This window comes from Klebsiella sp. K-3 (assembly GCF_051207495.1).
GTDB lineage: Bacteria > Pseudomonadota > Gammaproteobacteria > Enterobacterales > Enterobacteriaceae > Klebsiella > Klebsiella aerogenes.
Genome location: NZ_JBPNXF010000011.1, coordinates 81,745 through 94,387, shown reverse-complemented (window position 1 = coordinate 94,387; position 12,643 = coordinate 81,745). Strand labels below are relative to the sequence as shown.

Here is a 12,643-nt window from a genome sequence, read left to right as displayed (position 1 = left end):
GCGCCAGCGGCGGCTTAGCTGCGCTGGCGCACCGCTTCAAACAGGCAGATACCGGTGGCGACGGAGACGTTCAGCGAAGAGACGCTACCCGCCATCGGGATGCTGATCAGTTCATCACAATGCTCGCGGGTCAAACGACGCATACCTTCACCTTCCGCGCCCATCACCAGCGCCATCGGGCCGGTCATTTTGCTCTGGAACAGCGTATGGTCGGCTTCGCCGGCGGTACCGACAATCCACACGTTTTCTTCCTGCAGCAGACGCATAGTACGCGCCAGATTGGTGACGCGGATCAGCGGCACGCTTTCCGCCGCGCCGCAGGCGACTTTTTTCGCCGTAGCATTGAGCTGAGCGGAACGATCGCGCGGCACGATCACCGCATGCACGCCTGCGGCGTCGGCGCTACGCAGGCAGGCGCCGAGGTTGTGCGGATCGGTGACGCCGTCGAGGATCAGCAGGAACGGTTGATCGAACTGCGCCAGCAGATCCGGCAGATCGTTTTCCTGATACTGACGTCCCGGCTTCACGCGGGCAATGATGCCCTGATGCACCGCGCCTTCGCTTTTCTCATCGAGGAACTGGCGGCTGGCAACCTGAATCACCACGCCCTGCGCTTCAAGGGCATGGATCAGCGGCAGCAGACGCTTATCCTCACGGCCTTTCAGAATAAAAACTTCCTGAAAACGCTCAGGGGCGCGTTCCAGCAGTGCCTGCACCGCATGGATGCCGTAAATCATTTCACTCATTGATGTACTCGTTTTAGGTTCTGTTATCCGTTCCCTTCACCCCGTTCTGCGCCAGCAGACTTCAGGGCGAAGGGACGTCAATCACTCGGCGATCTTCTTTTTCGCCGCGCGCTTGGCTTTGGTTGCCGCGGCGATTTTCTGCGTTTTCGCCGACGGTTTTTTCGCTTTCTTTTCGCCTTTCGGTTTGGCTTTAGCTTTCTCTTTTTCCTTACGGAAGGCGCTATCCGGCTCGAAGTTTACCTGCTTGCCAACCTGACGACGACGGCCGCCGCCGTTTTTACCCGGCGCGCCCTTCTTCGCTTTTTCGCGTGCGGTTTTGCCAACATTACGCGGACCGCGTTCGCTGGAAATCAGGCTGAAATCAATCTTACGCTCATCCATATTGACCGCTTCGACGCGCACTTCCACGCGGTCGCCCAGGCGGTATGTCTGGCCGCCGGACTCGCCGATCAGCCGCTGCCCGACCTGGTCGAAGCGATAGTAGTCATTATCCAGCGAGGAGACATGTACCAGACCATCGATAAACAGATCGTTCAGGCGGACGAAGAAGCCAAAGCCGGTGACGCTGGCGATCACGCCGGAGAAGGTGTTGCCCACCTGATCCTGCATGAAGTCGCACTTCAGCCAGTCTGACACTTCGCGCGTCGCTTCATCGGCGCGGCGCTCGGTCATCGAGCAGTGCTCGCCCAGCTGCAGCATCTCTTCCATGCTGTAGTGCCAACCGCCGGTCTCGGTGCTATTGCCTTTATGTCCCTGCTCTTTCGCCAGTAAATACTTAATAGCGCGATGCAGCGACAGGTCAGGATAACGACGGATCGGCGAGGTGAAGTGGGCGTATGACTGCAGCGCCAGGCCGAAGTGGCCGCGGTTTTCCGGATCGTAGACCGCCTGCTTCATGGAACGCAGCAGCATCGTCTGCAGCATTTCCGCATCCGGGCGATCGGCGATGGAAGTCAGCAGCTCGGCGTAATCGCGCGGCTCCGGTTTGTTGCCGCCCGGCAGCTCCAGCCCCAGCTCCGCCAGCACGGTGCGGAAGGCGGTAATCGCTTCGGTGCTTGGCTTATCGTGAATACGGAACAGCGCTGGCTCCTGCGCTTTCTCAACGAAACGCGCCGCGGAGATGTTCGCCAGAATCATGCACTCTTCGATCAGCTTGTGCGCATCGTTACGCTGAGTCTGTTCGATACGCTCGATACGACGCTCGGCGTTGAAGATGAATTTAGCTTCTTCACTTTCAAATGAGATACCGCCGCGCTCTTCACGGGCGCCATCCAGCACCTTATAGAGGTTATGCAGCTCTTCAATATGCTTCACCAGCGGCGCGTAGTGTTCGCGCAGCTCTTGATCGCCCTGCAGCATATGCCAAACCTTGGTGTAGGTCAGACGGGCGTGAGAGCTCATCACCGCTTCATAGAATTTAAAGCCGGTCAGGCGACCTTTTGACGAGATCGTCATTTCGCAGACCATACACAGGCGATCGACCTGCGGATTCAGCGAGCACAGGCCGTTGGACAGCACTTCCGGCAGCATCGGTACGACCTGCGAAGGGAAGTAGACTGACGTCCCGCGGCTGCGCGCTTCGCCGTCCAGCGGCGTACCAGGGCGCACATAGTAGCTCACGTCGGCGATAGCCACCCATAGACGCCAGCCGCCGCCGCGTTTTTTCTCGCAGTACACCGCGTCATCAAAGTCGCGGGCATCTTCGCCGTCAATAGTAACCAGCGGCAGAGAGCGCAAATCAACGCGCCCCGCTTTCGCCTCTTCCGGCACCTGCTCTTTGAGGCCGGAGACCTGTTTTTCCACCGCCGGCGGCCAGATGTAAGGGATCTCATGGGTACGCAGCGCCATATCAACGGCCATGCCAGTGCCCATATTGTCGCCCAGCACTTCAACTATTTTGCCGACCGCCTTGGTACGACGGGTTGGACGCTGGGTCAGCTCGACCACCACCACGTAGCCCATACGCGCGCCCATAATCTCTTCAGGCGGGATCAGGATATCGAAGCTAAGACGGCTGTCGTCCGGCACCACGAAGCCTACACCGGCATCGGTGAAGTAACGGCCGACGATCTGGCTGGTTTTCGGCACCAGAACGCGAACGATGCGCGCTTCTCGACGGCCCTTGCGGTCCGCGCCCAGCGGCTGGGCCAGTACCTGGTCGCCATGAATACACATTTTCATCTGCTCAGATGAAAGATACAGGTCGTCTTTGCGCCCTTCGACGCGTAAAAAGCCGTAGCCGTCGCGGTGGCCAATAACGACGCCTTTGACTAAATCGAGACGCTCCGGCAGCGCATAGCACTGACGACGAGTGAAGACCAACTGGCCGTCACGTTCCATCGCACGCAGGCGGCGACGCAGCGCTTCAGTTTGTTCTTCGCCCTCAATATTTAACTCAATCGCCAGCTCATCACGGCTGGCCGGTTTTTCACGTTTGGTTAAATGTTCGAGGATAAATTCCCGGCTCGGGATTGGATTCGCGTACTTCTCAGCTTCGCGTTCCTGGAATGGGTCTTGTGACATATCGGTTCCTCCGTTGTCATCTCCGATGAAAGTCTGACTGCGTTTTACGCCGCCGCTTTGTGGGTTCTCTTTACGCTGCGGCGCAAATCATTCAGCGCTTTTCTTCCACCAGTAATAATTTATATAGCGGTTGATTCTTTTCAACCAAATCGGCCAGCGTGTAGTTATCCAGTTCCTTCAGGAAACTTTGCGCGGCTTCGGCAAGTGCCTGTTTCAGGCGGCAAGCGGGAGTAATGTGGCAAAATTCGCTGCTGCAATTCACCAGCGATAGCGGCTCCAGATCGCGTACAACATCACCCACGCGAATCATTTTAGCCGGCTTGCCAAGGCGAATCCCCCCATTCTTTCCCCGCACGGCCGTCACGTAGCCAACACGGCTTAACTGATTGATTATTTTGACCATATGATTACGGGAAACGCCATAGACATCCGTCACCTCGGAAATACTGGTCATTCGGTCATCCGGCAACGACGCCATATAAATCAGCGCGCGTAATCCATAATCGGTGAAACTCGTTAACTGCACATCAACCTCAGGGTAAGGGGAAAGCGGTGAATCCGCGGGTATTAACTCTATTGATGATAAACCAGCCAGCGCTCAGGCCGCTAATTTATTTGAAATGGGGCGGGCGAACTGCAAAAACAAGGGCGCCCGAACGGCGCCCCTGGATGATGATTACGCGTCGAACGGGTCACGCAGAATCATAGTCTCAGTACGGTCAGGACCGGTAGAGATGATATCAACCGGCACGCCGGTCAGCTCTTCAATACGAGCGATGTAGTTCAGCGCTGCCTGCGGCAGACCGCTGCGCTCTTTCACGCCGAAGGTGGTTTCGGACCAGCCCGGCATGGTTTCGTAGATAGGCTCAATACCTTCCCAGTTGTCGGCAGCCAGCGGAGTGGTGGTCACTTCACGGCCGTCCGGCATACGGTAGCCGACGCAGATTTTCACTTCTTTCAGGCCGTCCAGGACGTCCAGTTTGGTCAGGCAGAAGCCGGACAGGGAGTTAATCTGCACCGCGCGGCGTACCGCAACAGCGTCCAGCCAGCCGGTACGACGACGACGGCCGGTAGTGGCGCCGAATTCGTTACCCTGCTTGCACAGGAACTCGCCGGTTTCATCAAACAGCTCGGTCGGGAACGGACCCGCGCCTACACGAGTAGAGTAAGCTTTGATGATACCCAGAACGTAATCCACATAACGCGGGCCCAGGCCGGAACCGGTCGCCACGCCACCAGCAGTGGTGTTGGAGGAAGTTACATACGGATAGGTACCGTGGTCGATATCCAGCAGCGTGCCCTGCGCGCCTTCGAACATCACGAAGTCGCCGCGCTGACGCGCCTGATCCAGCAGATCGGAAACATCAACGACCATGCCGGTGAGGATGTCGGCAATCGCCATCACATCGTCCAGCACTTTCTGGTAGTCAACCGCTTCTGCTTTATAGAAGTTCACCAACTGGAAGTTGTGATATTCCATCACTTCTTTCAGTTTGTCAGCGAAGGTGGCTTTATCAAACAGGTCGCCAACGCGCAGGCCGCGACGAGCGACTTTATCTTCGTAAGCCGGGCCGATACCGCGACCGGTCGTACCGATAGCTTTCGCACCGCGTGCTTTTTCACGCGCTACGTCCAGCGCAACGTGATAATCGAGAATAAGCGGACAGGCTTCGGACAGCAGCAGACGCTCACGAACAGGGATACCACGGTCTTCCAGACCTTTCATCTCTTTCATCAGCGCAGCCGGAGACAGCACAACACCGTTACCGATGATGCTGGTTACATTCTCGCGGAGAATACCTGATGGAATAAGATGGAGGACGGTTTTTTCACCGTTGATTACGAGAGTATGGCCTGCGTTATGGCCACCCTGGTAGCGCACAACATATTTAGCCCGTTCTGTCAGGAGATCGACGATCTTCCCTTTACCTTCGTCACCCCATTGGGTGCCCAGTACGACGACGTTGTTACCCATTTTTTCAAAATCACCGTTTGCTTAAAAATGGATTCTACCATCGCTTTTTCAGAGTTACAGCACTTTTTGCACTCAAAATGAGGGTAATCCGATTATTTTTTGATCAGCCAATCGATTTCCTCAACATGTAGTAGATGACGATGCCAGCTACCACAAGACCGCCGCCAAAGCGACGCAATAAATTATCCGGCAGTTGGCTCATGGTCGCTACCATCTTGCGCCAGGCGCGGGGATAAAGCAGTGGGCCAAGACCTTCGAGAACTAAAACCAGCGCCAGTGCCAGCCAAATTGTTGCATTCATTATTGATGACCCTTATAGAAAAACAAAACCGCCGCCAGTTTGGCGCCGGTGAGTATTACCGCAAACCCTTTTTCTTTCTTCACATTCTCCGGCATTTCATAGGCAATATGAAACCACTAGCTGAGAGAAAAATCACAATCAATGGCATGAAAAAAGGCGCCTCTTGCAAGGCGCCTTCTGATTTCACACCAACCCGGCTTATTTACGCACGGAATCCGGTGACTTCATGTAACGGAAGAAATCGCTATCCGGGCTGAGAACCATCACGTCCTGGTTGCTCTGGAAGCTCTTCTCGTAAGCACGCAGGCTACGGATAAAGGCATAGAAGCCCGGATCCTGACTGAATGCATCGGCAAACAGTTTTGCCGACTCGGCATCGCCTTCACCGCGCAGGATACGCCCTTGACGCTCTGCTTCCGCCAAAGTCTTGGTCACTTCATAGTCCGCGGTCGCGCGCAGTTTTTCCGCCTCTTCCTGACCTTGTGAACGATGGCGACGAGCAACCGCTTCACGCTCAGCGCGCATACGGTTGTAGATCGCTTCAGACACTTCAGCAGGCAGGTTGATCTGCTTGATACGTACGTCAACGACTTCAATACCCAGCGCCGCCATACTGTTCGGGTTGATCACCTGAACCTTACCGTTAGTTTCAGCTTCTACACGCTCTGCCGCTTTAGCGATAGCGTCATCGGCTGCCGGCGTCGAAACTTCATCTTCTGTACCTGCAGAACCTGAGTTCAGCGCATCACGCACTTCCAGGGTCAAACGACCGCGGGAATCAGTCACGATGTCTTTCACGTCCAGACGACCAATCTCAGAGCGCAAACGGTCAGAGAACTTACGTTTCAGCAGAACTTCGGCCTGGGAGACGTCGCCGCCGCCGGTCGCCAGATAGTAACGACTGAAGTCACTGATGCGCCACTTGATATAGGAGTCGACGATCAGATCTTTCTTCTCTTTGGTAACAAAGCGGTCAGCCTGGTTGTCCATGGTCTGGATACGCGCATCCAGCATTTTCACGGATTCAATAAACGGGATCTTGAAGTGCAGACCCGGCGCATACACCAGCGGCTTGTTCTCATCGTCGCGCAGAACTTTGCCGAAGCGCAGCGTAATGCCACGCTCGCCTTCTTTCACCACGAAGACAGACATGTAGAGCACTACCAGCACGACGACAATGATCGCGATAACAGATTTACGCATCGTTATTCCCCCTGACGCTGGTAGTCGTTACGCTGCGCGTTGGCGCGGCGTTGGTCCATAATGGTACCCCCGGTTGAACTCGAGGTTGATGAAGTGCTGGCGCTGCTTGAGCTGGACGCAGGCGGCAGGCGCAGCAGATCGCTTGCGCCACTGCTATCGCTCTTTGCCGGCGCACCAGTGGCGCCTTTCAGCATCTGATCCAACGGCAGAACCATCAAGTTGCCGCCCTTGCTGTCATTAACCAGCACTTTGCGGGTATGGCTCAGCACTTTTTCCATGGTTTCGATATACAGACGCTCGCGGGTAATTTCCGGCGCGGCTTTATATTCCGGCAGGATCTTCGCAAAGCGAGCGACTTCACCCTGCGCTTCCAGTACGGTCTGGGTTTTATACGCACGCGCCTCTTCGAGGATACGCTGCGCCTGACCGTTAGCACGCGGCTGAACTTCGTTGGTATAAGCTTCCGCTTCGCGGATGTACTGCTGCTCGTTCTCACGCGCGGCAATGGCATCATCAAACGCGGCCTTCACCTCTTCCGGCGGACGCGCCGTCTGGAAGTTGACGTCCAGCAGGGTGATACCCATGTTGTACGGACGAATGGTCTCTTCCAGCTCGCGCTGGGTATCGCTACGGATAACGGTACGACCTTCGGTCAGTATACGGTCCATGGTGTACTTACCAATGACGCCACGCAGGGCGCTGTCGGTGGCCTGACGCAGACTATCGTCGGCGCTGGTCACGCTAAACAGGTAGCGCTCCGGATCGGTCACCCGGTACTGTACGTTCATCTCAACGCGCACGACGTTCTCATCGGAAGTCAGCATGACGCCGGACGCTGCCAGTTCGCGAACCGACTCGACGTTCACCGCTTGCACATTATCGACAAAAGTTGGCTTCCAGTTCAGACCTGGCTCAACCAGATGGCTGAACTTGCCAAAGCGTGTCACCACACCACGTTCCGCTTCCTTGATGGTATAGAAACCGCTGGCTGCCCAGATAATCACCGCCGCTGCAGCAACGATGCCGACAATGCGCCCGCCCATCGGGCCACGCGGCCCCTGCGTCACATTACCGCCACCCTGGCCGCCTTTACCGCCGCCGAGACCGCCAAGTTTTTTGCTTAACTTGCGGAAGATATCATCCAGATCGGGCGGCCCCTGATCGCGACCGCCTTTGTTGCCATTTCCCTCAGAGTTGCCGCCATTCTTGCTGCTTCCCCACGGGTCGCGGTCCTGTCCGTTATTACCGGGCTGATTCCACGCCATGTATATGCTCCATATTTGTTTTTGATATCCCCACAGGGGTTAATATCTTCAGGCCAGGTCAAACCACGTAGTCGACCAACGCAGGCTCTTGTTTGCAGAGGCGACGCCAGTCCACGATGGGCATGCGCACTTGCAGGCTTACGCTGCCGTCATCCTCCATCCACTCTTTTTCTATCGCCTGAAGCTGATAGAACCGGCTTCTCAGACGACCTTCCTGCGGCGGTAAACGCAGCGTATGCTGCGCCACTTCGCCGGAAAGACGTTCTGTTAACGCCTGAAAAAGCAGTGGTACGCCAATCCCGGTCTGGGCGGAGAGCCAGACCCGAATCGGTTTATTCTCTTCATCCCGATCGATGCGCGGTTCAAAATCGTCAAGCACATCGATTTTGTTCATCACCAGCAATGACGGAATTTCATCGGCCTCGATTTCAGCAAGGACCGTATTTACTGCATCAATATTTTCCTGCACGCGGACATCCGCCGCGTCGATAACGTGCAGCAGCAGCGTCGCCTGACGCGTCTCCTGCAGAGTCGCTTTAAACGCCGCCACCAAATCGTGCGGCAGATGACGAATAAAACCTACGGTGTCTGCCAGTACCGTTTCGCCGACGTCTGTGACGTTAATACGGCGCAGCGTCGGGTCCAGAGTGGCGAACAGTTGGTCCGCGGCATAGACTTCCGCTTCGGTTATCTGGTTGAACAGCGTTGATTTTCCGGCGTTGGTATATCCCACCAGCGAGACGGTAGGGATATCGGCCTTGGCGCGTGACCGCCGACCTTGCTCGCGCTGTTTTTCTACTTTTTCCAGTCGCGACAGGATCTGCATAATACGGTTACGCAGCAATCGACGGTCGGTTTCGAGCTGGGTTTCACCCGGTCCGCGCAAACCAATCCCGCCTTTCTGCCTTTCAAGGTGGGTCCAGCCGCGTACCAGACGCGTGGCCAGATGGCGCAACTGCGCCAGCTCAACCTGCAGTTTCCCTTCGTGGGTACGTGCTCGCTGGGCAAAAATATCTAAAATCAGACCGGTGCGATCGATAACCCGGCATTCGCATAGCTGCTCCAGGTTACGTTCCTGGGCCGGACTCAAGGCATGATCGAACAGCACGACCGAGGCGCCGGTCGCTTTTACGGCTTCCGCAATTTCAACAGCCTTACCTTCACCAACAAAATACTTCGGGTGCGGTGCTTTACGGCTACCGGTAATCACCTGCATTGCTTCGACACCGGCGGAAGAGACCAAGGATTCAAACTCCTGGAGATCCTCCATATCTTTGTCTTGCGAAAAATAGATGTGTACCAGTACCGCCTGCTCACCGGCATCATAACGGTCAAACAAGCGTAAACCCCTTATAAAATACCAGCGGGGAACGCAGAAAACCTGGCTCCCCGACGTGGAAAAACAGCATTAGCCTTATTCGGCGTCGTCGCTGTCTTGCTGCGGCGCAGAAGAACCTTGCGCGCTACCACCATGGTGATAGTTGCTTGCACCGCCGCCAGCATTATTGCTGTGGTGAGACACCGGACGGGACGGGACAACAGTAGAAATTGCGTGCTTATAGACCATCTGGCTGACCGTGTTCTTCAACAGGATCACGAACTGATCGAAAGACTCAATTTGCCCTTGCAGCTTAATACCATTCACCAAATAAATAGAAACCGGAACACGTTCCCGACGCAAAGCGTTCAGGAACGGATCTTGTAAAGATTGCCCCTTAGCCATTCTCTCTTTTCCTTATATGTATGCTTGTTTTGTACTCAGAACCTTACGATTCTTAAAAAAAATTACGCACGATACCGTTCAATTGTACACGTTCAGTTCTGGCTAGCACCAACAACCTGTAATACTTTGTTGAGCGCTTGTTCAGGTTGCTCACTGTCTAACCAGTGAACATCTTCCCAACCGCGCAGCCAGGTGACCTGACGTTTCGCTAACTGTCTCGTCGCGCAAACACCTCGATAAACCATTTCATCATACGAGACCTCGCCTTCAAGGTATGACCACATCTGGCGGTATCCAACACAACGAATGGAAGGCATATCCGTATGCAAATCTCCACGGGCAAATAGCGCCCGCACTTCTGCTTCAAAACCTGAAGCCAACATCTGATGAAAACGCTGCTCAATGCGTTGATGTAGCAGTTCACGGCTCGCCGGGGCGATGGCGAACTGATGCACCTGATACGGCAGAGCCTCTCCTGACGTTTGCGTCAGTTCCGTTAAAGTTTTACCCGAAATGAAAAAAACTTCCAGTGCTCGGGAAAGTCTTTGCGGATCATTTGGATGAATACGCGCGGCGGCCACGGGATCGATCTCCTGTAACTGCCGGTGCAATGCGTGCCAACCCTGCTCTGCTGCTTGTTGCTCAATTCTGGCCCTGACTGCGGGATCCGCCGAAGGCAGCGGCGATAACCCTTCCAACAACGCTTTGAAATACAACATCGTTCCGCCGACCAACAGCGGTATGCGCCCGGCGGCGACGATATCCGCCATTTCCGCCAACGCATCGCGACGAAAATCCGCCGCCGAGTAAGACTCTGCCGGATCAAGGATATCCAGCAACCGATGCGGCGCAGCGCTAAGCTCCGCGGCATCGGGTTTGGCCGTACCGATATCCATTCCTCGATAGATGAGGGCGGAATCGACGCTAATCAACTCTACGGGCAAAACTTTACGCAAGGCGATAGCTAATGCGGTTTTACCGGAGGCCGTCGGCCCCATTAAAAAAATTGCCTTAGGCAGGCTCGCCTCAGTTACATCACTCATCTTTCAGGGCTGTCATCGCCGAATGTAAATCAACAGGTTGTAACAGACCACCCGGCGGCGCTTTAATCAGCTGCGGACATAAACGCTCAACGTCCGCCAGAACCGAAATCGCCTGCGCCATACTCCACTGCGCGTGCTCGCTCGTCAGATTACGCGCCGTCCACTGGGCAATGTCGGCGACGTTGAATGCCGTTAGCTGCGCCAGGTAGCCTATCAGTTCAGGAATCAAGATTTGTAAATTTTGTTGTCTTAAGGGTAAAGGCACCGCGCGGACCGTCACGTGCTGGGCATCTGCTTGTAAATCGATGCCCAATTGCGCCAGCGCCGGCTGCGCCTTTTCCAGCGCCTTACGTTCTGCTTCACTCACTTTAAGACGCAGCGGGATAAGCAGCGGCTGCGCGCAAACCGCTTCCGCGCCCGGCGTTAGCTGCGCCTGACGCAGCCAGCGTTCCGCCACCGGCAGCGCCAGCAACGCCAATGTGCCGCCCCGCTCGAGCAGCGCGCAATCGCCGCCGATAATAGTCAGCACCCGGCCAAAGCTTTGGCCATGGGCCGCCAGACTTTCCGCAGGCGCCGGCGCAACGGGTGCCTTTTCCGCCGCCGGGGTTTGCAGCAGTTGACGATAAAGCGCCCCTTGCTGTTTTTGATAACCCGGCTGGGCGTGCGGCCAGCTGGCGCCGCCTGCGCTATAGCCGCCGGCGGCGGCAGGTTCGCGCGGCGCGCGAGTATCATAACCCGCCGCCGGTTCCCGGGTCGGCGATGGGCGAGCGAAATGGTTCGCGCCCGCCGCCACGCGGTTTTCCGGCACCTGCCGCGGCGCTGGCGCTTCGTCCTCTGCCACCAGCGGCGCATCAAGCTGCTGCTGCAGCACGCTCAGTACGCCCTGGTAGATAAAATCATGCACCAGCCGTGATTGATGGAATCGCACTTCGTGCTTCGCCGGATGCACGTTGACATCAACCTGATGCGGGTCAATCTCCAGATACAGTACAAACGCCGGCTGCTGGTCAGCGCCCAGCTTGTCTTCGCAGGCCTGGCGAATGGCATGGTTGATAAGCCGGTCGCGCATCATACGCCCGTTGACGTAACAATACTGGATTTCCGCTAGTGCCGGATTGGTATGCAACGGGTCGGCGACCCAGCCGCGCAGTGTCAAATCGCCATGCTGCCACTCAATGGCCAACGCATGTTCCAGAAACGCCGCGCCGCAAATCGAGCCGAGGCGACGTTCACGCGGGCCGCCTTCCGCCACTGCGCGATACTGGCGCATCATTTTGCCGTTATGGCTGAGATTAATCGTCACATCGAAACGCGCCAGCGCGATGCGGCGGACGATTTCATCAATATGATTAAACTCGGTTTTTTCGGTGCGCATGAACTTGCGTCGCGCGGGAGTGTTGTAAAACAGATCCAGCACTTCCAGCGTGGTGCCTATCGGATGCGCCGCCGGTTTCACCGTCACCGCCTGGTCGCGCCCTTCAGCATAGGCCTGCCATGCCTCTTGCTGCTCCGCGGTACGCGAAGTCAACGTCAGGCGGGCGACAGAGCTGATACTGGCCAACGCTTCGCCGCGAAAGCCAAGACTGATGATCGCCTCAAGGTCATCCAGCGAGGCGATTTTACTGGTGGCGTGACGAGCCAGCGCCAGCGCCAGCTCATCTTTTTTGATCCCACAGCCGTTATCGCGAATACGGATAAGCTTCGCGCCGCCGCGTTCGATATCAATGTCGATACGGGTCGCGCCGGCATCAAGGCTGTTTTCGACCAGCTCTTTAACGACCGACGCCGGACGTTCCACCACCTCGCCAGCGGCAATCTGGTTGGCGAGCTGCGGCGGTAGAACCTGAATCGGCATGACCTTCTC

11 protein-coding genes are annotated in these 12,643 nt (G+C 56.2%); all 11 read right to left on the bottom strand.

Annotation, left to right across the window (positions count from 1 at the left end):
- Positions 1–14: 14 nt before the first annotated feature.
- The gene (gene rlmB, locus ACSEMK_RS18835; protein ID WP_015704174.1) at positions 15–746 is read right to left on the bottom strand and encodes a 23S rRNA (guanosine(2251)-2'-O)-methyltransferase RlmB; all 732 of its coding nucleotides are present in this window, start codon (positions 744–746) and stop codon (positions 15–17) included.
- Between the two features lie 81 nt (positions 747–827).
- The gene (rnr, locus tag ACSEMK_RS18830) at positions 828–3,269 is read right to left on the bottom strand and encodes a ribonuclease R (RefSeq protein ID WP_316425302.1); all 2,442 of its coding nucleotides are present in this window, start codon (positions 3,267–3,269) and stop codon (positions 828–830) included.
- Between the two features lie 91 nt (positions 3,270–3,360).
- Positions 3,361–3,795, bottom strand: a complete 435-nt coding sequence (gene nsrR / locus ACSEMK_RS18825) for a nitric oxide-sensing transcriptional repressor NsrR (protein WP_045379682.1) — start codon at positions 3,793–3,795, stop codon at positions 3,361–3,363.
- Between the two features lie 150 nt (positions 3,796–3,945).
- Positions 3,946–5,244, bottom strand: a complete 1,299-nt coding sequence (locus ACSEMK_RS18820) for an adenylosuccinate synthase (RefSeq protein WP_087858289.1) — start codon at positions 5,242–5,244, stop codon at positions 3,946–3,948.
- 103 nt (positions 5,245–5,347) lie between these two features.
- Entirely contained in the window at positions 5,348–5,545 is a 198-nt protein-coding gene (locus tag ACSEMK_RS18815) for a DUF2065 domain-containing protein (RefSeq protein WP_015368629.1), read from the bottom strand.
- A 198-nt stretch (positions 5,546–5,743) separates the two neighbouring features.
- Entirely contained in the window at positions 5,744–6,748 is a 1,005-nt protein-coding gene (hflC, locus tag ACSEMK_RS18810) for a protease modulator HflC (RefSeq protein ID WP_015368630.1), read from the bottom strand.
- Between the two features lie 2 nt (positions 6,749–6,750).
- The gene (hflK, locus tag ACSEMK_RS18805; protein WP_015368631.1) at positions 6,751–8,013 is read right to left on the bottom strand and encodes an FtsH protease activity modulator HflK; all 1,263 of its coding nucleotides are present in this window, start codon (positions 8,011–8,013) and stop codon (positions 6,751–6,753) included.
- Between the two features lie 58 nt (positions 8,014–8,071).
- Positions 8,072–9,352 (bottom strand): ribosome rescue GTPase HflX, encoded by a 1,281-nt coding sequence (gene hflX / locus ACSEMK_RS18800; RefSeq protein WP_032713510.1) that lies wholly within the window; start codon positions 9,350–9,352, stop codon positions 8,072–8,074.
- Between the two features lie 75 nt (positions 9,353–9,427).
- A complete protein-coding gene (gene hfq, locus ACSEMK_RS18795; RefSeq protein ID WP_045396870.1) occupies positions 9,428–9,736 on the bottom strand; it encodes an RNA chaperone Hfq in 309 nt (102 codons plus the stop codon).
- Positions 9,737–9,828: 92 nt separating this feature from the next.
- Positions 9,829–10,779: a tRNA (adenosine(37)-N6)-dimethylallyltransferase MiaA gene (gene miaA / locus ACSEMK_RS18790; protein WP_087858288.1), complete on the bottom strand. Its 951-nt coding sequence runs from the start codon at positions 10,777–10,779 to the stop codon at positions 9,829–9,831.
- Positions 10,772–12,634: a DNA mismatch repair endonuclease MutL gene (gene mutL / locus ACSEMK_RS18785; protein ID WP_435336625.1), complete on the bottom strand. Its 1,863-nt coding sequence runs from the start codon at positions 12,632–12,634 to the stop codon at positions 10,772–10,774. Before mutL ends, miaA begins: the two co-directional genes overlap by 8 nt.
- Positions 12,635–12,643 lie beyond the last annotated feature (9 nt).